Raw genomic sequence first — 23,666 nt, 5'->3', positions numbered from 1 at the left:
TAAAATAGCTGAACCAATAAAAAAATCGCACCTTCCAATTATTTGGAATGGTGCGATTTTTCATTTTTTATACTGAGTTTTGTCCCAGCCTCTTTTCTCTATATAAGTTTACTAGTGCATTTTTAACTCAGAAACATATACAAGTAAGAAAGATGGGGTGTAGAGGTTGTTAAATAAATCTAATAAATTTTACATTAAGCTTGTGACCTTTATGCTCATATTAGGGATTGTACCAGTTATTTTTTTAGGGGTGTTTTCTTATTTAATATCGTCTAATAGTTTAGAAAGTAGTAATGCTAAAGAAAAAGAACAAATTATTTATCAAATTCAATTATCGGTAGAACAAGGAATAAAAACAGTTGATCATTCCTTAACGAATTTTGTTATGACACCATTGGTGAATCGTTTACTAGATGAACCGATGAGGCCGAATCAATTTCCTCTTTATCGACAAACAAAGAAAGAATTAAATTATATTCAGCGATTTGAAACAGGTGTAGAAGACATATATTTTGTGAATTTAACGCATCAATGGATGATTAGAAATGATGGACTTAAAAGAATATCTGAGGCCGAAAAAGAAAAATTAATAGAAGAATATCAAGCTATATATCGTTCGAGTTGGAAAATAGAAGACTCTAATTTCTTTTTTAAAAATGAAGATAATCACTCAACTTGTAAATATTATCTGAATTTAGTGAAACATTTGCCTTTAGCTGGGATAAGTGAGCAAGGTATGGCGATTGCAAGTATTCCTTTATGTAACCTAAATAATCATTTAGGGGAAAAGATAGATGGAGAAAGAACGATTATTGCAAATAAAGAATATCAAGTTATCGCAGATAGCGAAGAAGATCAAATAGGAAAAAATATCGAAAAAAATAAGTTTATTGAAGAATTGAAGGAAAGACATCAACAGAAAGGTCAATTTGAAATCGATATAGATGAGGAAGTTTATCATGTAACCTACAGAAAATCTAATTATAATGGCTGGAATTATATAAATATTGTAAAATTAAATGTTTTAAATGCCCCTTCACATGCGATTGGTTGGCTTACCTTAGGAATTTCTAGCATTATTGTATTTGGACTAGTATTAATTTCCATTATAGGATCAAAAAGGTTATACCAACCCATTTCTCAATTATCAAAAACTTTAACTCAAGCTTTAAAAACAGAAAAAATCTCAGGAGCATCCAATGATGAATTTCTGATCATGCAAAGTCAGATCAATAGAATGGTTGAGCAAAATGAATCGCTTGAAAACAAACTATCTGTTCAAAAAGATCATTTGAATCAATTTTTAACAACGAAACTAATGCAAGGTAAGATCGCAGAAAAAGATATTGCGTATGTTGTAAATGGAGATGAAGAAGAGGCAATAAATTATACAGTATTATCAATTCAAATTGATTCGGTTGATAATACCAAATTTATACATGGCGATGACGATGTCTTATTATTTGCTATAAATACGATGATAGAAGAAATTATATCAGAAGACATTCGATTTGCGCCGATCGTATTAGAAGATAAGCAAGTGACTCTATTAAAACGAAAGGAAGCTGACCAAGAAACGTGGAAAAAACATGTATTAATATTAACGGAAATGCTTCAAACTACCATTAGACAAGTGTTAGGCATTCCAGTAAGTTTTGGAATTAGTAATTCATTTTTGGATTTAAGAAAAGCACATCAAGCCTTTGTTGAAAGTGAACAAGCACTCAAACATTCACTAAACTTCGGAGAAGAATCGATTATATTCTTCTCTAACATTGAAAGTAAATATACTTTTTATACGACTTACCCAAAACAAATAGAAAATGAACTTTTTGAAGCAATAAAGTTAGGTGATAAAGAGAATGTAGATAAAAAAACGGAAGAAATTATAGACGCTCTATTTAATGAGGATTTAAATTATATTCAGTATGAAATATCCATGATGCGTTTTTTAAATAACTTAATGGAGTTAATTGAAATGCTTGCTATAGACGTATTACAAATTAATGATCGATATTCCTTATTTAGTCAACTAGCTAAGTTTAAAACCAAAACAGATATTATTAGCTGGTTTCGAACGAATATTATTTATCCGGTTTTAGAAAAATTAAATGAAAGATCAAATGAACATTATTATAATTTATCTGATGAGATGGTTCATATCGTACAAAAGGAATATGATAAAGATATTTCATTAGAATTAATTGCAGAACGTTTATTTTATAATGCCAGTTATCTAAGTAGTGTCTTTAGAAGAGAAAAGAATGTATCTTTTAGTGAATATCTTAGTCAATATAGGTTAAAAAAAGCGAAAGAACTTCTTGTTCACTCCGACATATCAGTAAAAGATATTGCTCAAAAATTAAGATATAACAATTCACAAAACTTTATCCGGTCTTTTAGAAAGCAAGAAGGTACAACGCCGGGCAAATTCAGAAGTGAACATCGCATAAATTAAAAGAGAGCTAGCATTTACTAGCTCTCTTGATTTTGAATTCTTCTATTAGTTTATTGCTCCATTTCGATTGTTTCTGTTGGTGCATTGTCATTCGCACTCGCATAGCCCATCACGCTGAAGCTTGTAATTAATAGAAGAAATAAAACAACTAATAATTTACGCATGTGTTATTCCTCCCATTTGTATTTCCGAATTTTATTGTATATCATAAAAGTGAAAAAGACTAGATAAAAAATGTGGAAATTTTAAGTAATTTATGTTGGAGGAAAAACCATGACGATACAGCTTGAGGAAGCGGAAATTATTAGCGTAGAAAAGGTGGGCGAGGGTGCTCGTGTTTGTATCGATTTTATCGATGAATTAGATCCACTAGAAGGTTTGCTAGTAGGTAATACTGGCTATGGTTATATGCTCGTTTTATCGGAGAATCGATCAACAGAAACCTATCCAGCTCGAGTGTTTCGTGTAAATAGTGGAGCACTACATCATTATGTTTCTATAGATGGAGAAAAAACCACGTACCTTGGGGAAGTGAAACCGGGCATGAAGCTATCCCTTTTTCATCAGAATCAAACATCAAGACAAGTAACGGTAGGTAGAGTCAAAATGGAGAAGCGGCCCTTTTTACGAGTGGTTAGCAGGGTTGGTAACATTGAAATATCAAGTACCATACAAGAAGCGGATAGTGTCCATTTATTAGGTGCAAATGCTAAAGAGGTCCCAGCAATTTCTTTAGTAGCTGGTGACAAAATAATGGTAGCAGTGGATGAACCAGGCAGACATTTAGGAGAAAAGATAGAAGAAGAAATCAATGAATGGTAGATTGTATGAATTTTTAGAAAATTTAAAACAAACCCGTTGACAAATTTAAGCTGAGATACTATGATAGTAACAACCAAATAGTTGCGTTGGCATTGATGAAGAGAAGTAGCTTATACATTTCGCTATTAGAGAGCTAGTGGTTGGTGAAAACTAGCGCGAAGAGTAAGTGAATGGACTTCTGAGCCCCAAACCGAACGTGTTTACACCAGTAGGCTTTGGCGAGATACCCACTCGTTATAAATGGGCCACGTTAAATCTTTATCATTTGACGTGCTAAGTGAACTGCAATATTGCAGTTAATGAAGGTGGTACCACGGGTTTCCTCGTCCTTTTCGGATGTGGAGCCCTTTTTGTTTGGAAAAAATTAAATAAACTAAATCGATGAAAAAGAGTAGTACTTTTATTGTATGAATCACAGAGAGCTGGTAGACGGTGGAAGCCAGTATTCACGCTAAAAGGAATGGACTTTTGAGTTTATACCAGAAATGAGTATGGTGTAACGCGTGATCAGCGTTAAACGATCATAAAGTGGAAGGGAAGTTTTCTCTTCAAATAGTGGTGGCACCGCGGTAAAAACCGTCCCTATCAATCGTAGCATTCGATTGATAGGTTTTTTTATGCAACGATAAGGAAAATGTTGGAAAATAAGAGCAACGATAAAAAAGGAGTGGGAGCATGGTTCAATATAAAAGTACAACATTAAATGGTGATACAATAACGCCAATTGCAGTGTTTAACCGAGTGGAAGGAAAGAAAAAGTTTTTATTAGAAAGTTCAACAGGCCACGGGGATAAAGGTAGATTTTCTTTTATTGGTGTAAATCCTTACAAAGAATTAATCGGAGAAGATGGAGAAACCAAAGTTATTGATCACACTAATCAAACGGAAACAAAATACGAGGAGAAACCATTAGAGGTTTTAAAAGATCATATTCCAAATAAAAAATTACCACTTCCATATGTCTTTTACGGTGGAGCAATCGGTTATATTGGGTACGACGTCATTCGTCAATATGAATTTATCGGCCCCGATTTAGACGATGAAATAGAGATGCCTGACGTGCATATGATGTTTTATCAGGATGTTATCGTATTTGACCATTTGCAACAAACAATTACGATTATGACAATTAATCTGGATGGTTCTAGAAATGAAGAAATGCTAGAGAAAAACCTAACAGTAATGCAAGAACAGATTTGGACTCCTGAAGTGTCCATGCCAAATTCACCTTTAAAGGTGAGCTTTAAAACATCGATTGAAAAAGAGGATTATATCCGCATGGTGGAGGTTGCAAAACAGCATATAATCGATGGGGATATTTTTCAAGTAGTGTTATCACAACGAATGAAGGCAAGCTTCGACGCCGATCCATTTACTTTTTACCGGAAATTAAGAGTTTCAAATCCATCACCATATATGTATTTTATTGATTTTGATGACTATATTGTACTAGGGGCATCGCCAGAAAGCTTGATTAAAACAACTGGTAAACACGTCGTCACAAACCCAATTGCAGGAACAAGACCACGTGGAAAAACGCAAGCAGAGGATCAAAAATTTGCAAGTGACTTGTTAGCAGATGAGAAAGAGCTGGCGGAGCATAAGATGCTTGTTGACCTTAGTAGAAATGATTTAGGAAGAGTAAGTGAAATCGGTTCTATTTCGATACCAAAGTACATGACTATTGAGCGTTATCAGCACGTCATGCACATCGTTTCTGAGGTGCACGGTATGCTAACGAGCAGGTACTCAGGGCTTGATGCACTGATTTCAGCATTACCTGCAGGAACCGTGTCTGGCGCACCTAAAATTAGAGCAATGCAAATAATAAATGAACTAGAGGATAAAAAACGAGGGGTATACGCCGGTGCTGTTGGCTACATCAATATGAATGGTGATCTTGATTTAGCACTAGCGATTCGGACAATGGTTATTAAAGGATCCAATGCTTATGTGCAAGCGGGTGCAGGTGTTGTTTATGACTCTGATCCGGTATCTGAGTATGAGGAAACCCTAAATAAAGCCAAATCTTTATTGGAGGTAAGTAATCATGATTCTACTAATTGATAATTACGATTCTTTCACCTATAACCTTTTTCAATATATTTCAGAACTAGGAAAAGAGGTTGAGGTTATCCGGAATGATCGGATTACGATCGAAGAAATAAAACTTAAAAATCCGGAAGCTATTATTTTGTCACCTGGGCCTGGAACACCAGAAGAAGCGGGGATCTGTATTGATGTAGTAAAAGAGTTAGCAACGACCTACCCAATTCTTGGCATTTGTTTAGGGCATCAAGCAATCGGTGCGGCATTCGGAGCTGAAATTGTCCATGCAAATCAAATTAAACACGGGAAAACCTCGATGATCAAACATAGTAATGACGAAATTTTTAATTACCTGGAGCAGCCATTAGAGGTAATGCGATATCATTCTTTAATGATTCCAACCAACCATACGGCAAAAGAGTTACTCGTAACAGCGACTGCGATGGATGATGGAGCAATTATGGCGGTCAAACATTCGTATTTACCTGTATACGGACTGCAGTTCCATCCTGAATCGATCGGAACAAAAAAGGGTAAAAAATTGTTACAAAATTTCTTTGAAGCAGTTAGAAGGGAGATAAAACAATGAAAAATTACTTAAATCAAGTGATCAGTGGACAGTCTCTTAGTCTAGATGAAATGATTGAGGCTTCTCGAGAAATGTTTAAAGAGGAAACAAGTGATACAGAAATTGGTTCCTTTTTAGTTGCTTTAAAATCAAAGGGTGAAACAGCAGAAGAAATTGCTGGTCTTGTGCAAGTGATCAGGGAAAAATCACTAACACTGCCAACAGCACTCACTGGAGTGATGGATAACTGTGGTACTGGCGGTGATGGATCTCAAAGCTTTAACATAAGCACGACTTCCTCCTTTGTTATTGCAGGTGCAGGGATCACAGTAGCAAAGCACGGGAATCGCAGTATTTCCAGTAAAACAGGAAGTGCAGATGTATTAGAGCACTTAGGCGTATCATTATCATTAACACCAGAACAAACGCATGAAATTTTAAAAGATAACGGCATTGCGTTTTTGTTCGCACCCAATGTGCATCCTGCGATGAAACGGGTAATGCAGGTGCGAAAGGATTTAGGTATACCAACTATTTTCAATATGATTGGTCCACTAACAAATCCAGTAGAGTTAACCTCACAACTAATGGGGATCTATCGCAGAGATATGCTTGAGAAAATGGCGAGCGTTGCCCATCAATTAGGGAGAAAAAGAGCGTTAATGGTAAATGGAGCCGGATTTATGGATGAAGCTTCTTTAGCCGGGGAAAATCATCTGGTATTATTAGAACGCGGGGAATTAATGCAATTCACTTTAAAGCCTGAGGAAGTAAACCTTCCCGTATATGATAATGAAGCAATCCGAGGCGGCGATGCAAAGGATAATGCAGCTATTTTATATCAGGTTTTAAAAGGAGATAAGGGTGCTCACAGAGATACAGTCGTGTTAAATGCAGGTTTAGGTATATTCGCAAATGGAAAAGCGGAAACCGTGCAAGAAGGTGTCAAGCTTGCTAAGGAAAGTATCGATTCAGGTGCAGCATTAGAAAAATTACAAAATTTAATTGCATACAGCAATCAAATAAAGCAAGAGGTGTAGCATGACAATTTTAGACGATATTTTAAAAGAAAAAGAACTAGAAGTAGAAAAGTTAAAGGAGACTTATACACGACAGGATAGGGCTGTTAGGCAGGTGGATGTTTCTCTTTATGATACGTTTATGCATGCAAAAAGAATGAGTATCATTGCTGAAATGAAACGCGCCTCCCCGTCAAAAGGGTTGATCAATGATAAGGTTGAACCAGCCGTTCAGGGGAAAGAATATGAAGCATGTGGCGCTGGAACTATTTCCGTTTTAACTGATCAGCCTTTTTTCAAAGGAACCATGGAGGACCTTGCTGCTGTTAGAGAGGTAGTTAACATCCCGGTTCTCAATAAGGATTTTATTATCGATGAAATTCAATTGGACCGAGCGAAGGACTATGGAGCGAATGTTATTCTTTTAATAGCTGCAGCCTTGCCAAAGGAAAGACTCAAACAATTATTTGATTACGCTAAAAAATTAGAGCTTGAAATACTTTTTGAGGTTCATAATGAAGAAGAGATGGAAGTGGCAATAGAAATTGGTGCTAGCATCATTGGCGTAAACAATCGTAATTTAAAAACATTTGAAGTCGATCTTGCTACAACAGAAAGGCTAGCTAAAATGGTAGATACAAAGAAGATACTTCTTATTAGCGAAAGCGGCATAAAAACAAGAGCAGATGTAGAACGTGTTAGAGATGTAGGAGCAAGAGGCATTTTAGTTGGAGAAACGATGATGCGGTCAGCCAATTTAAAAGAAACATTTGATGATTTACGTATCAATTTATAGGAGTAGATCAACATGAAGGTGAAAATTTGTGGAATTACAACAAAAGAGGCAGCACAAGAAGCAGTTAGAAGCGGCGCTGATTTTATCGGCTTTGTCTTTGCAAGGAGTAAGCGTGAAGTAACAAAAGAGCAAGCAGCTGAAATTGCGAAAGTAATTCCTGCGTCTGTTAAAAAAGTTGGTGTATTTGTAAATGAATCTCAGGAAGTGATTGAGGAGATCGTTCAAACTGTAGGTTTAGATTACATTCAGCTACACGGTGATGAATCTCCTGAATTTTGTAACAGCTTCAGAAAGCCTGTGATTAAAGCGTTTCATGTGAAAGAAAAAGATGATCTTTTAGCCATACAAAATTATCAATGCGCTTATTATTTACTTGATAGTCCTGCAGGCAAATATCGTGGTGGTAACGGAGAAAAGTTTGATTGGAGTTTGGCAAAAGATATTTCTTTCTTTGATGGAAAAATCATTCTTGCTGGTGGATTGCATGCAGATAATGTACAAGAAGCCATTCGTGAAGTAAATCCAGCTGGAATCGATGTTTCAAGCGGTGTAGAGACAAACGGAGAAAAAGATCTAGCAAAAATAAACATATTCATACAAAAAGCAAAGCAAATAGAAGGGTGATAAAATGGGAGCGTATATACAACCTAACGAAGATGGACATTATGGTTCTTTTGGTGGCAGATTTGTACCGGAAACTCTAATGCCAGCAGTTATTGAACTTGAAAAAGCATACCAAGAGGCGATAAAGGACCCAGCTTTTATCGATGAATTCAATTATTATTTAAAGGATTATGTAGGAAGAAAAACACCACTGTATTATGCAGAGCGTTTATCCAAAAAGCTAAATGGACCGAAGATTTACTTGAAAAGAGAAGATTTGAATCATACAGGTGCACACAAGATTAATAATGCTCTTGGCCAAGCACTGTTAACCGTCCGAATGGGGAAGAAAAAAGTAGTAGCAGAAACTGGTGCAGGTCAGCACGGAGTAGCTACCGCAACCGTTTGTGCTTTATTAGGGCTTGAATGTGTGATTTTCATGGGAAAAGAAGACGTTCGCAGACAAAAATTAAATGTTTTTCGAATGGAGTTATTAGGAGCGCGTGTGGAAAGTGTTGATCAAGGAAGCGGGACCCTGAAGGATGCTGTAAACGAAGCATTGCGCTATTGGGTCAGTAATGTAGAAGACACCCATTATATTATAGGCTCTGTTGTTGGGCCTCACCCATTCCCGCAAATTGTTCGCGATTTTCAGAGTATGATCGGAACAGAAACTAAGGAACAGTTTTTAGAAAAAGAAAATCAATTACCAGATGCAGTGGTTGCCTGTGTTGGTGGCGGTAGCAATGCGATGGGCATGTTCTACAGCTTTGTTCCAGAGGAGTCAGTAAAACTATATGGAGTAGAAGCGGCAGGAGAAGGCGTGGAAACCAAAAAGCATTCTGCTACTTTATCTTACGGTGAAAAAGGAATCCTGCATGGCACCATGACTTACTTATTACAAGATGCGCATGGCCAAATACAAGAAGCACATTCGATTTCTGCGGGACTTGACTATCCTGGTGTTGGACCTGAGCATAGTCACTTAAAGGAAATTGATCGTGTGAAATATGTATCCATTACAGATGAAGAAGCGCTTGAAGGATTACAGCTGTTGTCTAAAGCAGAGGGAATTATCCCTGCACTTGAAAGCTCTCATGCGATTGCTTATGCATTAAAACTTGCAGAAGAGATGACAAAAGACGAAACGATGGTCATTTGTTTATCAGGAAGAGGAGATAAAGACGTTGAAACGGTAAGAGAAGCACTTGGAGGTGAAGCGAATGGGTAAACAGAAGTTAGATCAGGCCTTTAAACAAGTGCTCGACCGTGGGGATAAAGCATTTGTACCATATATTATGGCAGGGGATGGCGGTTTAGATAAATTAGAAGAACAGCTTGCACTATTAGAAGAAAGTGGTGCAACTGTTGTGGAATTAGGGATCGCTTTTTCAGATCCGGTTGCTGATGGACCAACAATTCAGGAAGCTGGTATTCGTGCATTAAAAGATGGAGTCACACTAACCGGTGTACTAGAATTGTTGAAAAAGACGAAAGCTAGTCGCAATATTCCGATCGTGTTTATGACATATATTAATCCAATCTTTAATTATGGTGTAGAAAGATTTGCAAAAGATTGTGCTGAAGCTGGAGTAGATGGACTGATCATTCCGGATGTTCCCCTTGAGGAAGAGGAGTTAGTTTCCCCGTACTTGAAGCAATATGAAATTGCTTTGATCCGTTTAGCGGCGTTAACAAGTACCAAGGAAAGATTAACGGAAATCGCAAAACGAACAGAAGGCTTCCTATATGCGGTGACGGTTACAGGAACAACTGGTGCAAGAGCGACATTTAAGGATGATTTAGGTGCACATTTGGAATCATTACAAAAAAATTGTGATGTACCAGTTTTAGCAGGTTTTGGAGTTTCCACACCTGAACATGTTAAATCATTGACCCAGCATTGTGATGGTGTGGTCGTTGGGAGTAGAATTGTAGACTTACTGCATAAAGGTGAGACAGAAGAAATTCGTACCTTGATTGCTTCTGCAAAGGCTTAGAGAAGAATGTCATAATAATAATTTCTTATAAAAAGAGATCAAGCATTAGGGCTTGATCTCTTTTTTAATGGTTTATTTAATTTTACTTAGCCTTTTACGCCTTCATACATTTCAGCAATTTGCTTTTGTAGTTTACGATCAGCAACATACTCATCATAGGACATTTCTTTATCAACAATCCCTGATGGTGTAATTTCAATAAGGCGGTTTGCAATACTATTGACAAACTGTTGGTCATGAGAAGTGAAAAGGATGGAACCCTTAAACTTAATCAAGCCGTTATTTAATGATTGAATGGATTCAAGATCAAGGTGATTAGTAGGCTCATCTAAAATAATGACATTGGAGTTACTCAACATCATCTTAGAAAGCATACAACGTACTTTTTCTCCACCAGACAACACGTTTGCTTTTTTAAGCGCTTCTTCACCAGAGAAAAGCATGCGACCCAAGAAACCACGTAAGAAAGTTTCTGTTTGGTCATCAGGTGAATATTGACGTAACCACTCAACTAATGTTTTGTCGTTTTCCTCAAAATATTTCGCGTTATCTTTCGGGAAATAAGATTGACTTGTAGTTACTCCCCATGAGAATGTTCCTTCATCAGGCTCCATTTCTCCAGCTAAAATATCCAGTAAAACAGATTTTGCTAATTCATTTCGACCAACAAAAGCTACTTTATCATATGGGTTAAGAGTAAAACTTACATTATCTAATACCTTAACGCCATCTATCGTTTTCGATATTCCATCTACACGAAGTAAATCATTACCGATTTCACGATCAGGTGTAAACGCAACATACGGATAACGTCTGGATGATGGTTTAATATCATCAAGCGTGATATTATCGAGCATCTTTTTACGAGATGTTGCTTGTTTTGATTTTGAGGCGTTAGCACTAAACCTGGCAACGAAGTTTTGTAGCTCTTTTATTTTTTCTTCTTTTTTCTTGTTTTGATCTTTAGCCATTTGCAAGGCTAATTGGCTTGATTCATACCAGAAATCATAGTTTCCGACATACATCTCAATTTTTCCGAAATCAACATCTGCAATATGTGTACAGACTTTATTTAAAAAGTGACGGTCGTGGGAAACAACAATAACGGTATTTTTAAAGTTGATTAAAAATTCTTCTAACCACTGGATTGCTAAAATATCCAAGTGGTTAGTTGGCTCATCCAGTAATAGAATATCTGGATTACCAAACAATGCTTGAGCAAGTAACACCTTTACTTTTTCAGAACCATTAAGCTCTGCCATTCTTTTTGTATGAAGGTCTTCATGAATACCTAGACCCTTTAATAGAATAGCTGCATCTGATTCAGCTTCCCAACCATTCATTTCCGCAAATTCACCTTCAAGTTCAGCAGCACGCATGCCATCTTCTTCAGTGAATTCACCCTTAGCATAAATGGCATCTTTCTCATTCATTACTTCAAATAAACGCTTATGTCCCATAATAACTGTTTGTAAAACCTCTTGTTCTTCATAAGCAAAGTGATCCTGCTCTAGCACGGCAAGGCGTTCATCTTTACCAAGAGAGATGTGTCCGGATTGAGGCTCAACATCTCCAGACAATACTTTTAAAAACGTTGATTTTCCTGCACCATTGGCACCAATTAATCCATAACAATTCCCAGGGGTAAACTTTATATTGACATCTTCAAATAGCTTTTTATCGCCAAAACGTAAACTTACATTCGTTGCTTGTAGCATAATTACACAATTCCTCCATTATATCATATCGTAAATTTAGCTTAAGGGATTTATGGTGTGAAGTCAAACTTTCAGTTATATTAAGAATATATAATCGTTCAAAATAGAATATATTTGTTATTCTAGGTATAAAAATATATTTAAGCTGCGACAAGGGGGAATATTGTGATAAAAGTTTTAATTGTTGAAGACGATCAGCTGGTTCGTAAAGGATTAGTATCGGCAATGCCATGGAATGAATTTAATATGATGGTGGTAGGAGAAGCGAGTAATGGACAGAAGGCATTAGATTTTTTAAGGAATAACAAAGTTGATCTTGTAATTACTGACCTAAACATGCCTAAAATGTCTGGTTTGGAATTTATGCGTATCACCAATGATTTATATTCCAATGTGTTTATCGCCGTATTAACCTTACATCAAGATTTTGAATATATTCAAGAAGCTTTAAGGTTAGGCGCAATAGACTTTATCACTAAAGTACAATTAGAAAAAGAAAACTTCCACAATGTTTTGCGGAGATTAGAAGATCGGATAAATAAAGAACTTCCTCATTTTAAAAATAGCAATAACCAGAAGTGGACATATGAAACAGGAAAAGTTCTAGCTATTTTCTCATCTGAATCTGAAGTATCACCTCACTCAATAAATAAAATAACCAATGAATGTGAAGTGCAACAAGTAAACGATCAAATTATCATTTGTGTTCCAAGTGAGAAAGTAACAGTGGAGGAAATAACGGAAAATTTAATAGAAGTAGTTAGATATAAAGAAGCGTGGCATCTAGTTTTAATAGATGGAGTAGAAGGTGCTTTTCCTTCTGTGGTTCACAGGTGTTTAGAAGAATACCATGGTAAACTGTTGTTTTATGATATAAGGGAAAATGAGTATTTGTATCAGAAATCTTTAAAAGAAATAGAGAGGATTAATCAAAATAGTAGAATTAATCTAAGTTCTATTCGTAATAGAATTTATGATTTTAAATGGGTGTTGGATGATGATTTATACGGGCAATTATTATCAATAATATACGAGCAGCATTTTGTAAAAGAAGATCTTTATAATTTAATGGTTGAAATGGTAGAACGATGGAATGATAAATATAGCTTTGTAATGACTTTTCAGCTTGACAGCCCAAATGAATTTTCGAATTGGCAAGAGTTAAAAGGATGGCTTGATAGATTCCGTTTTCACTCTAACTTTCAATCTAAACATCTTTATGCAACAGATGTAATGAAAAGTATTTGGTTGGCGCTGGATATGATGCAATCCAATATGCAAGAAGCCTGGACGGCAGACTATATTGCGAAAGAAGTAAATATGAGCAGAAGCTATTTTAATAAATGTTTTAAAGAAATTGTGGGAAAATCGTTTAATCATTATCTAAGAGAAATTCGTCTAGAATATGCAAAAGAATTATTGCTTCACACAAATGAATCAATATATTGGATAGCTGAAAAAATTGGTTATATGGATGAAAAATATTTTAGTAAGCTTTTTAAAGATTATACAGGACAATTGCCAAGTGTTTTTCGGAAAAATGGGGAAATGTAAGATATCTGATTTTTGATGGTAGGATATATGAACTTTCAGTTTTTCAAAATTACAGATAAAACTCAAATGACCTCCTTACAGTAGCTATCTACCTAATTTGTAAGCGCTTTATATATGCTAGAATTTTATATGTAAAGCGATTACAAAGATATGGGAGGAGTGAACTAAGGGGTTATTTTAGTTTGTTCGTTAAACGCTTTAAAAATTCGTTATTCTGGAGGGTGTTAAATGAAGAAAGCGAGCTTAGCATTAATTTTTATTCTATTTTTATCCGTTTTAGCTGCGTGCGGAAACGACGATGAGAGTTCTTCTGATTCAAATGGAGATTCTGGTGAAAAAGTAGTAAAAGTTTGGTTTGGTAGAGAAGATTTTATTCCTGCTGATAATTTTGAGAAATTCCACGAAGAGCATCCAGATATTCGTGTAGAAGCTGATGTTGTTCCTCTAGAACAAGCTGTTTCTGATTTTATGAGAAATCACAGTGCAGGTAATGAACCTGATATTGTGCAAGTTTTTCATGATAATGTTGGGACGATGGTGTCTCAAGACACTTTAATGGATATATCTGAATACGTCGATCAATGGGAATCTGATGATGCTGATGGTTTTAATAAAATATTAAGTCAAGCGTGGGATATTGCTAGCTGGGAAGATAAAGTCTATGGCATGGGTATTCACGTTGGTCCATATTGGCATGTGTATAGAAAAGATTGGTTTGAAGAGGAAGGATTAGAAATACCAACAGATTACGATGAATTGCTTGAAGCAGCAAGAGTGTTAGACACAGATGAACATGAAGGCTATGCGTTAGTGGGTGGAAGAGAACACCCTGCATGGTGGTTTAGTTCTTTGTTTGTATCGATGGGTGGAGAGTATTCTAGCACCGGTTTACCTCAAATCGATTCTGAAGCTGGCCATTACTTGATTGATTTCTATCAAACATTAATGAGAGAAGAATTAATTGATCCTAGTGCTATTTCTTGGTCCTCAGGAGAAATGCGCGGTGCATTTATCGGTGGAAATGCAGCTATGGCACCTATTGGAGATAATATATTCCCGTTAATTCAAGAGGAAATGACTTATGGGGAAGAATGGACAGCTGCACCACAGCCTGTGCGTCCTGGTCAGGAAAGTAATCAACATGAAATTTGGGGTTGGCCTATGATGGTAAGCTCGAATACAGAAAATCCGGAAGCGGTTATGGAAGTTTTTAAATATCTAAGCGATACAGAGATTGTAGACGAAGTTGCAAAGCGTTATCAGCCTACGACAAATTCTGAGGTTATGCAAAGTGAAGAATATGTAGAAGCGAAGCCTTGGGCAGCTGATTTTGAAGAAGAATTTGCTAATACAATAATCATGCCTTCTCATATCAATCAAGGTGAAGTTATGAATATTCTAGTAGATGTTCAACAAGAAGCCTTGCAAAATACGGAAAGAGATCCAGCGGAAATTGCAGCAGAATATCAAGAAAAATTAAATGAACTAGACAATTAAAGTGATGGTGGAAGGAAAGGTATATCTTTTCCTTCCCCTTTCATTAACAGATCAAGGAGGGTATATATGGCTGCAGGTTCAGAAACAAAATATTCTTTGCAAAATGAAAAAAATAAAAAGGAACAAAAGAAATCAAAATTCAGAAAGAAAATGATTCCATATATTTTAGTTTTTCCAGCTGTATTATTTGTAATTGGAGTTTTAGGATATGCGATTATAGCAGGATTATTAATGTCTTTATTTGATATCCGATTATCATTTGGTGACGCTCCTTTTGTTGGTCTTGAAAATTACATCTATTTATTTACGGATGAGATATTTTTGAATTCCTTATTTATCTCGTTAATATTTGTGTTTGGAAGTGTCGTTTTAGGTTTGGCATTGTCATTAAGCTTTGCACTTAGTTTATATAAATGCAAACGGACCGGTAATTTTTATAAAGCCTTGGCATTAGTGCCATACTTAATTTCTGGAATTGCGACAGCTATTATGTTCCGCTTTTTATTCAGTGGTGATGTAGGATTAATAAATTTAATTCTAAAAACAGTTGGATTAGACGCAGTAAATTTTTTAGCAGATCCATGGTGGGCATTACTAGTTTGTGTGTTAGCTAATGTATGGTTCGTATGTCCTTTTGCGACATTAGTATTGTTATCAGGAATACAGAGTGTTGATCCTGAATTATTCGACTCAGCAAAAATAGATGGCGCACATCGTATCCATATTTTAAGAAAAATAATACTTCCACTAATAGCACCTATGATGGGTATAAGCTTAATTTGGTTGAGCTTTGCAAGTTTTAATATGTTTGATGTTATTTTGCCATTAACGAATGGTGGGCCAGGACGCTCGACAGAAGTTATGGCACTTTATATGTATAACGTAGCTTTTGGAGAACTTCAATATTCATTGGGTAGTGCTGTAATGGTTATTATCTTATTCTTTAATGTAGTTACAAGCGTCATCTATTTGAAAATATTTAATGTGAATTATGCAGACTAATAGTTACAGAAGGGAGATATGAATGTGGTTATGACAGGTTTTTTTCATAATATACGAACGTGGCTAAGCAATAGATGGTATTGGATTCCATTATTTGTACTCTTGGTTTGGACAATTTTACCATTGGTATGGGCAGTTTCTGCTTCATTTAAAGAAGCAACTGAAGTTTATCAAACACCTGTATCACTGCTGCCTGAAAGTTTTAATTTTGACAATTATTTACGTGTGTTTGAATATCCTAACTTTTGGCGGTATTTGTTTAATAGTGTTTTTCTGGCAATAACAACTACTGTTCTGTCTGTTTTTATCAGTATTTTGGCTGGTTATGCTTTTGCAAGATACGCTTTTAAATTTCGTCATATATTATTAGTGATCATTCTAGTTCCAAGGATAATTCCTCGAGCAAGTATAATTGTTCCGTTATTTACAGGGATTGCAGCGCTAGGAATGCTCGATTCTTATTTTGCTTTGATATTAACTTATGCCGCAACTGCAATACCTTTAGCTACATGGATCTTAGCTGGTTTCTTTAAAGTAATTCCAAAAGCACTAGAAGAGGCAGCAGCAATAGATGGGGCAAAACCATGGCAGATCATCTGGCACGTGGTAATACCAATTTCATTACCAGCAATAATTACAGTTAGTATTTTTTCGTTAAGAGAATCATGGAATGAATTTCCGTTTGTCTTGGCGTTTACGTCCTCTCAGGAGATGCGGACTTTACCATATCAACTATTTATGTTGAAAGATAGTATGGGGATGCAAGATTGGCCTATGGTATTAGCATTTACAATTGTCACCATATTACCATTATTAATTCTGTATATTATTTTTGAAAAGCGCGTTGTTAATAATATTTTAAGTGGTGCGGTTAAATAAAGGCAGGGAGAGATATTTTATGGGCTTTAATGGGCTTGGCGGAATGGTGTATAGTGTTACACTTTGGATAGCACGGTTAGCATATTTAAATATTTTGTGGATAGTATTTACCGTAGCAGGAATTGGTTTGTTTGGAGTATTTCCAGCTACAGTATCTAGTAATCATTTAATCCGATCTTGGATTAATGGGCAAACAAAACCTATATTTCAAACTTTTTTTAAGACTTATAAGGATAGTTTTATTTCTACCAATATACTTGGGTGGTCAATAGCACCTATCATTATCATATCAGTATTGTTAGTGAGGTGGTCGATCTTGATCGATCACTCCCTATCTTTATTCATTATGATAGCTTTTTCCTTTATTTCAGTCCTATTTCTATTTTTCTTTCTTTTTTTGATGCCAGTTTATACCCATTATGATGTAAATCTTAAGGAAGTATATAAACATGCATTGTATATTACAATCGGATTTCCTCATTATGCTATTCTTATGGTGCTAGTGTGGAGTATAATAATTTATATCCTACTATTCAGTGGATTTTTCATCTTCTTCTTTGCAAGTAGTACTTCTTTTGTTTCTATGTATATCTCATATAAAGCTTTTACAAAAATAAAAATTAAGCAAGCGGAAAGAGAAATAATGCCTACATAAGTAAATATCTTTGATTTATGTATGGCATTAAAATGGGGGGGTATTATGCAACGAAAAATTCTGAAGGTCATTCAAACTTTTTCCTTGCGACGCAGAATCGTTTATCTATTTGCTATTGCAGCTTTAATCCCCTTTCTTTCATCAGTTATACTTTCATATAATGCAATCTATTCAATTTTAGATAGTAAACTTGAAACTAGTGCTAAAAATACTTTAAAACATACGGAGCTTTCTCTCTATCATACGATGGAAAACCTTGCTCAGACTTCTCAACAATTAGTATATCCTAGTAGTATAGCTATTAAATTTAATGAGTTTTTACAAACGGATGATAAAAGTAAATTAACCTCTTTAGAAGAAGATATTCAAAAAGAATTGGATTATATTACATATACAAATGCTTCTGCTGGTTTAGCCGTTTACATTGCAGAAAATGATGATCACCTGTATAGAAACATGCTTGTTAGAGATGATTTTAGCATAGATAAATTACCGTCTATCGGAGAATTTAATGACATAACTTATTATGGACCTCATATAAGTAATAACCCTCTAAATACACAATATGTTATTTCTATCACTAGAGATATAGAGTTGCCAAATAACCGAACTATTACACTATATTTAGAGTCGAGTTTTAGTATTACCAAGAATATTTTGAGTATAAATCAAGAAATGAATAATTCATTTTATTTAATTCTAGATAAAACGGGAAGAATTGCATTTAGTGAATTATCATCCGCTTTTCCCAGAAATGATAATTTTCATTCATTAGTGTCAACAGATATGAGTGGAAAGAATGAGGGGTATTACTGGTTTAAATCAACCAATGTACAGGGATGCAGCATTGTTTCTTTAATCCCACAAAAACAGTTTGATCATGAAAAAGATAGATGGATTAGCCAAATGGTTTTTTTAGCAATCATTTTCGGTATATTCAGTTTATTGATTTCATGGTTAGTATGGAAGATGGTTTACAAACCAATACGAATCTTTGATTCTGAGATTGAGGAGATTTCGAATAATAATTTAGAGTCCAATACGATTACCACAAAAATTCCTGAATTTGATCATACGCTAAATCAGCTTCAAAACATGAAAATTCAAATTGGTGAATTATTAACCGAAGTCGAATGGAAAGAAAAAAAGCGTGCTGACCTTGAAATAGAGAAATTAATGTACCAGATTAATCCACATTTTTTGATGAATACATTAGATACTGTCCATTGGCTTGCTGTCATCCATAAACAAGATGAAATTGATAAGATGGTCTCTGCTTTAAATAAGTTATTGTATTATAATTTGAAAAGATCAGGGAAGCTGTCTACGGTTCGTGAAGAATTAGATTCACTAACACAATATTTTACATTACAAGAAATTCGCTATGACTTTACTTATACCATCGTTCTAAATGTACATGATAGTCTATTAAATACAAAAGTTCCGAGATTCATATTACAACCTATCGCTGAAAACTCTATCCAACACGGGCTTGAAGAAGATGGACATATAGTTGTTACGGTTTATGAAGAAAATAATCAATTGGTTATTTCTATAAAAGATAATGGATCTGGTTTGAGTCAGATAGAAATCGATCAGCTTATGAATAACAAGAGTAAAGACAAAGGAACAGGGATTGGAATTGGTCTTAACTATGTCAAAAGAATGCTCCATTCTTATTACGGGGAAGAAGCGAGGATTAGATTAGAAAGTGAGCGAGGGGAAGGAACTGTTGTACAATTAATCATTCCAAAGTCATTTTAATTATTTTGCCAGTCCTATTATTATTTAAATATTGAATTTAAAATGGAGAAGTACGGAATTTCCCGTGCTTCTTTTCACTTTCTTCGCTAAGATAAAAAAAAAGAGGTCGGATGACATTTTAAGAAAGGGAGCTTTTTAAGATGAAGAATATAAAATTGGGAACTTATGGCTTCAAGTTAAAGGGTGATCATCAAGAACAGATGGTTGGCTTACAGGCCTTCGGATATGAGATAAAAACGAATCATGATTATTACTGGGATGGTTTGTCACGCAAAGAGGATGGAAAAGTTATTTTTCAGTATACCTTGAGCGGAGAAGGGGCGCTTCGACTTGGTGACGAAATTTATACACTTAAAAAAGGACAGGCATTTCTTGTGAGAATACCAAGTGACCACACGTACTATTTTCCAAGACAATCAGAGAAATGGGAGTTTATCTATTTCACCATTTATGGAAAGGACGCAGATTATTTTTATGAAAAATTTACCAGTAAAGCAGGAAATGTAACTTCGATTCCAGAGAAAGCAAAACCCATTCAATTTGTGCTAAGGGTGATAGAGAAAATGCAAACGACTGGAATGGAGGGTTCGTATCAATCTTCTTCTTATGCATACAGCTTTATGATGGAATGTCTACATTACCTAGAGTATGGTCATAAAAATGAGGATGGATGGCCAGTGACTATCAAAAAAGCAGTTCGTTATATGAAAGAGAACTATCAACATGCTATTTCGTTGGAGGATATTGTAGCAAAATCCGGTCTGTCAAAATATCATTTCACCAGGCTATTTAAAGTAACAGTGGGTGAGACACCGATGCAATTTTTAACTAAAATACGAATCAATCATGCGATTATTTATATGAAGGATAATGAACGAACTATCGAGGAAATTGCAATATTAGTTGGATTTAGTAATGGGAATTATTTTAGTAAAGTATTTAAGCAAATGCTGGACGTTTCTCCTAGTGTGTATAGAAGTAGCGAAAATATCATGCCTGTGGATCATTTTTTCTTGGATTAAATAAGCAATATTTTACCTATATAAATTTTATTTGCGATTGTTTCCCCGTCGCTTATCTATTAATCTATAGATGATAACACTAATTAGTTGCGCAATTTATTGCGTGTGAATGGAGGATGAAAATGAAAAAAATTACTTTTTTAGGCGCAGGAAGTACTGTTTTTGCAAAGAATATACTGGGTGACTGTATGTCAGTTGATGCCCTGCAGGATTTTGAGTTTGCCTTATTTGATATTGACCAAGAAAGATTAGACGATTCTGAACGTATGCTAAATAACTTAAAGCAAAGTCTAAAATCAACAGTTAACATTGTTTCCTATCATGATCGAAAAGAAGCTTTGCGTGAAGCGAAGTATGTAATCAATGCAATTCAAGTAGGTGGGTACGATCCCTGTACCATCACGGATTTTGAAGTTCCAAAAAAATATAATCTCCGCCAAACGATTGCGGATACATTAGGAATTGGTGGGATATTTAGAAATCTCCGCACGATTCCAGTTATGCAAGAATTCGCACGTGACATGAAAGAAGTTTGTCCAGATGCATGGTTCTTAAATTACACGAATCCAATGGCTGTTTTAACCAATGTCATGTTAAAGGAAGGGATTAAAACTGTTGGCCTCTGCCATAGCGTGCAAGTATGTGCCCCAGATTTACTTAAGTCACTTGAAATGGAAGCGGATAATATTCAATGGAAGATTGCCGGAATTAATCACATGGCCTGGTTATTAGAAATTACGCGTGATGGGAAGGACCTTTATCCAGAAATCAAAAAACGAGCCCGAGAGAAACAAAATGAAAAACATAATGATATGGTCCGTTTTGAAATCATGGAGCGTTTTGGGTACTATAATACAGAATCATCTGAGCATACTGCGGAATATCATCCCTACTTTATTAAGTCGAACTATCCTGATTTAATTGAAAAATTTAATATTCCATTAGATGAATATCCACGAAGATGTGTGAACCAGATTGAAGACTGGAAAAAAATGCGAGATGATATCGTAAACGATCAAAATCTCACACATGAACGGACCCATGAATATGGATCCTATATTATTGAAGCGATGGAGTCAAATAAGCCTTTTAAAATCGGTGGTAATGTACTGAATACCGGCGGATTAATTAGTAATCTACCAAATAATGCGGTAGTAGAAGTGCCTTGTTTAGTTGATGCAAGCGGTATTGCGCCAACATACGTAGGAGACTTACCAGAGCAATTAGCAGCACTAAATAGAACCAATATTAATACACAGTTGTTAACGATTGAAGCTGCTTTAACGCTGAAAAAAGAAAAAATTTATCAAGCAGCACTTTTAGATCCACACACTGCAGCGGAGTTATCAATGGAAGATATTGTTCAACTTTGTGATGATTTAATCGAAGCCCATGGTGATTGGTTACCTGAATATAATTAATAAAAAAGCATCATCTCTAAAATTGGAGATGATGCTTTTTACAAATCTTTATTTTGCTGGGACTGGGTCCGCTTTTAAAATATCTTTTTCTTTAAGCATTGGTTCTGCTAAACGCTTTCTGAAAAATTGTACAAAAGGTCCAGTAAAAAAGGCCATAACGACTGTAGCAACTCCAACAACCGCGCCAAAAGAGAATCCAATAATAACACTAGTTACATCCGTCATGATCCGAGCGATGGGGAAGGAAATTTTATCCTTTGATACCTTCTGAATAACTAATGCTAATGCGTCATATGGAGCTACACCTAAATTTGGGGTCATATACAATGCCACGCCAATACTTGCAATAAGTACTGCTGTACTCATCATTAAAATTCTACCAAGCAGCATTATATCATCGCCAAAAAATAGACCATAGCTATGCACAAAAAAGTCAGATACAAATCCAATGCCGACCATATTGACAAGCGTGCCATAGCCAATCGTATGCTTGGCAAAATAAAACACAACACCTAACAATACAATGTTAAAAAGAAGCTGATAAACACCAAAGCTTATATCTAAAAAGCCACTCACTCCTAAATTCATCGTGGAAAAAGGATCTGTTCCTAATGTACTAATTCGAAGTAAAGCAACTGCTATTCCAATAAATAAGTTTCCTATAAACATCATTAAAATTCTTCGTTGTTTTAATTTATCCATTTGATTATCCCCGTTTTTTATTTATCTGTCTCTGTTCTTTGCTAATTATATAGGATTAGAGTCTAAATTGTAAGTAGGTATAAAGAAAACAGTGTTGAATTTTTAATGTGTGAGAAGCTAGAAAGTTTAGACTTGACTCCTCTCCATGTAATTATAGCTAGCATCTCTCTAAATGGCTTGAAATCAATTTTGGGTAATAAAAGTAATAGAATTAGTAATTAATTTTCTACATCAATAAACTCTAGATAAATTAGAAGCTGAAAATGAAAATAATGGTGAAATAAAAGTAAAGCAGATAGAATAAGAGGTAGAAAGCTAGTTAATGCGGAATGAAAAGTACGGCATACATTACATCTTCAACGTATATAAAACAACTTTTAATTTAGAAAGGAAGAAACGAATAGCTATGAATAAAATGAATAACTATATCAATTCTGTATTTGTGGATGAACAAGATGGGCTTCTAGAAGAAGTGATTTCGTCTATTAAAGAAAATGGGATGCCTTCTATTTCTGTCTCACCTTCATCCGGAAAGCTTCTTACAATGCTTATATCGATTTCAGGAGCTGAAAATGTACTAGAGATAGGTGCTTTAGGAGGCTACAGTGGGATCTGTCTTGCTAGAGGATTTGGTGAAGAGGGTACATTAACTTCCCTTGAATTGAAGGAAAACTATGCGGAGCTAGCGCGTAATAATCTATCAAAAGCAGGGTATGGTGATCAAGTATCTTATATAACTGGATCAGCCGTCGAAAGTTTGCAACAATTAGTAGAAGAGCAGAAAAAATTTGATTTCTTCTTTATTGATGCAGATAAAGGGAATTATGAAAATTATTTACAATATTGCATACAGCTTGCAGAGCCTGGTGCTTTAATCGTTAGCGATAATGTGCTTGCTGGAGGCAGTGTGATAGATGAAACTGTTAAGCCTAAAGGTTATACCGAGACAATGAGAGAATTCAATGAAACGGTAGCCAATCATCCAAGGTTAGAATCAATGCTAATTCCAATTGGTGATGGATTAACCGTATCTAGAGTAAAAAAATAGTGAGCCTTAGGTTTATGGAATCTTCAACATTTTAAAAAATGAGAAGGCAATAATGTTTGATGTGCCACGATTATGTTATGTTAAGTGTA

Annotated in this window: 20 protein-coding genes and 2 other annotated features; of the genes, 18 read left to right on the top strand and 2 right to left on the bottom strand. The window is 35.3% G+C overall.

Features of this window, described 5'->3' with window-relative positions:
• Positions 1-166 precede the first annotated feature (166 nt).
• The 9 genes from DFR57_RS02120 to trpA all read left to right on the top strand — a co-directional run bounded on the left by DFR57_RS02120 (position 167) and on the right by trpA (position 10,315).
• A complete protein-coding gene (locus tag DFR57_RS02120; RefSeq protein WP_114351477.1) occupies positions 167-2,458 on the top strand; it encodes a helix-turn-helix domain-containing protein in 2,292 nt (763 codons plus the stop codon).
• Between the two features lie 273 nt (positions 2,459-2,731).
• Positions 2,732-3,280: a 3-dehydroquinate synthase II domain-containing protein gene (locus DFR57_RS02115; RefSeq protein WP_114351476.1), complete on the top strand. Its 549-nt coding sequence runs from the start codon at positions 2,732-2,734 to the stop codon at positions 3,278-3,280.
• Positions 3,281-3,363: 83 nt separating this feature from the next.
• Positions 3,364-3,614 (top strand) — a binding site (T-box leader).
• A 38-nt stretch (positions 3,615-3,652) separates the two neighbouring features.
• Positions 3,653-3,867 (top strand) — a binding site (T-box leader).
• Between the two features lie 88 nt (positions 3,868-3,955).
• Positions 3,956-5,347 (top strand): anthranilate synthase component I, encoded by a 1,392-nt coding sequence (gene trpE / locus DFR57_RS02110; protein WP_114351475.1) that lies wholly within the window; start codon positions 3,956-3,958, stop codon positions 5,345-5,347.
• A complete protein-coding gene (locus DFR57_RS02105) occupies positions 5,331-5,918 on the top strand; it encodes an anthranilate synthase component II (RefSeq protein WP_114351474.1) in 588 nt (195 codons plus the stop codon). The genes trpE and DFR57_RS02105 overlap by 17 nt, the downstream gene beginning before the upstream one ends.
• Entirely contained in the window at positions 5,915-6,937 is a 1,023-nt protein-coding gene (gene trpD, locus DFR57_RS02100; RefSeq protein WP_114351473.1) for an anthranilate phosphoribosyltransferase, read from the top strand. Before DFR57_RS02105 ends, trpD begins: the two co-directional genes overlap by 4 nt.
• A gap of 1 nt (position 6,938) precedes the next feature.
• Positions 6,939-7,712, top strand: a complete 774-nt coding sequence (trpC, locus tag DFR57_RS18420; protein WP_245937357.1) for an indole-3-glycerol phosphate synthase TrpC — start codon at positions 6,939-6,941, stop codon at positions 7,710-7,712.
• Positions 7,713-7,724: 12 nt separating this feature from the next.
• A complete protein-coding gene (locus tag DFR57_RS18415; protein ID WP_245937356.1) occupies positions 7,725-8,336 on the top strand; it encodes a phosphoribosylanthranilate isomerase in 612 nt (203 codons plus the stop codon).
• A gap of 4 nt (positions 8,337-8,340) precedes the next feature.
• A complete protein-coding gene (trpB, locus tag DFR57_RS02090; RefSeq protein ID WP_114351472.1) occupies positions 8,341-9,546 on the top strand; it encodes a tryptophan synthase subunit beta in 1,206 nt (401 codons plus the stop codon).
• Positions 9,539-10,315 carry a tryptophan synthase subunit alpha gene (gene trpA / locus DFR57_RS02085; protein WP_114351471.1) on the top strand — a complete coding sequence of 259 codons (777 nt, stop codon included), beginning with the start codon at positions 9,539-9,541 and terminating at the stop codon, positions 10,313-10,315. The genes trpB and trpA overlap by 8 nt, the downstream gene beginning before the upstream one ends.
• Positions 10,316-10,401: 86 nt before the next feature.
• Here trpA and DFR57_RS02080 read toward each other — a convergent pair whose 3' ends face one another.
• Positions 10,402-12,033 (bottom strand): ABC-F family ATP-binding cassette domain-containing protein, encoded by a 1,632-nt coding sequence (locus DFR57_RS02080; protein WP_114351470.1) that lies wholly within the window; start codon positions 12,031-12,033, stop codon positions 10,402-10,404.
• Positions 12,034-12,198: 165 nt separating this feature from the next.
• On the opposite strand from DFR57_RS02080, the gene DFR57_RS02075 reads away from it, so the two are divergent.
• The 8 genes from DFR57_RS02075 to melA all read left to right on the top strand — a co-directional run bounded on the left by DFR57_RS02075 (position 12,199) and on the right by melA (position 21,827).
• Positions 12,199-13,587 carry a response regulator transcription factor gene (locus tag DFR57_RS02075; protein WP_114351469.1) on the top strand — a complete coding sequence of 463 codons (1,389 nt, stop codon included), beginning with the start codon at positions 12,199-12,201 and terminating at the stop codon, positions 13,585-13,587.
• A 228-nt stretch (positions 13,588-13,815) separates the two neighbouring features.
• Complete coding sequence (locus DFR57_RS02070; protein ID WP_114351468.1) at positions 13,816-15,084, top strand: ABC transporter substrate-binding protein; 1,269 nt, start codon at positions 13,816-13,818, stop codon at positions 15,082-15,084.
• A gap of 66 nt (positions 15,085-15,150) precedes the next feature.
• Positions 15,151-16,086, top strand: a complete 936-nt coding sequence (locus DFR57_RS02065; protein WP_114351467.1) for a carbohydrate ABC transporter permease — start codon at positions 15,151-15,153, stop codon at positions 16,084-16,086.
• A 30-nt stretch (positions 16,087-16,116) separates the two neighbouring features.
• The gene (locus DFR57_RS02060) at positions 16,117-16,965 is read left to right on the top strand and encodes a carbohydrate ABC transporter permease (protein ID WP_245937364.1); all 849 of its coding nucleotides are present in this window, start codon (positions 16,117-16,119) and stop codon (positions 16,963-16,965) included.
• Between the two features lie 19 nt (positions 16,966-16,984).
• Complete coding sequence (locus tag DFR57_RS02055) at positions 16,985-17,620, top strand: YesL family protein (protein ID WP_114351465.1); 636 nt, start codon at positions 16,985-16,987, stop codon at positions 17,618-17,620.
• A gap of 45 nt (positions 17,621-17,665) precedes the next feature.
• Positions 17,666-19,384 carry a sensor histidine kinase gene (locus DFR57_RS02050; RefSeq protein WP_170132875.1) on the top strand — a complete coding sequence of 573 codons (1,719 nt, stop codon included), beginning with the start codon at positions 17,666-17,668 and terminating at the stop codon, positions 19,382-19,384.
• A 140-nt stretch (positions 19,385-19,524) separates the two neighbouring features.
• Positions 19,525-20,406: an AraC family transcriptional regulator gene (locus DFR57_RS02045; RefSeq protein ID WP_114351463.1), complete on the top strand. Its 882-nt coding sequence runs from the start codon at positions 19,525-19,527 to the stop codon at positions 20,404-20,406.
• 122 nt (positions 20,407-20,528) lie between these two features.
• Complete coding sequence (gene melA, locus DFR57_RS02040) at positions 20,529-21,827, top strand: alpha-glucosidase/alpha-galactosidase (protein WP_114351462.1); 1,299 nt, start codon at positions 20,529-20,531, stop codon at positions 21,825-21,827.
• A 48-nt stretch (positions 21,828-21,875) separates the two neighbouring features.
• Here melA and DFR57_RS02035 read toward each other — a convergent pair whose 3' ends face one another.
• On the bottom strand, positions 21,876-22,529 hold the full coding sequence (locus DFR57_RS02035; RefSeq protein WP_114351461.1) for a YczE/YyaS/YitT family protein: 654 nt from the start codon (positions 22,527-22,529) through the stop codon (positions 21,876-21,878).
• A gap of 406 nt (positions 22,530-22,935) precedes the next feature.
• On the opposite strand from DFR57_RS02035, the gene DFR57_RS02030 reads away from it, so the two are divergent.
• Positions 22,936-23,577: an O-methyltransferase gene (locus tag DFR57_RS02030; protein ID WP_114351460.1), complete on the top strand. Its 642-nt coding sequence runs from the start codon at positions 22,936-22,938 to the stop codon at positions 23,575-23,577.
• Positions 23,578-23,666: the final 89 nt, after the last annotated feature.

The sequence above is a fragment of the Saliterribacillus persicus genome, assembly GCF_003337485.1.
In the GTDB taxonomy this organism is placed as follows: domain Bacteria; phylum Bacillota; class Bacilli; order Bacillales; family Amphibacillaceae; genus Saliterribacillus; species Saliterribacillus persicus.
Note: the sequence above shows the minus strand (reverse complement) of the source record. Positions and strands in the feature narration are given on the sequence as shown.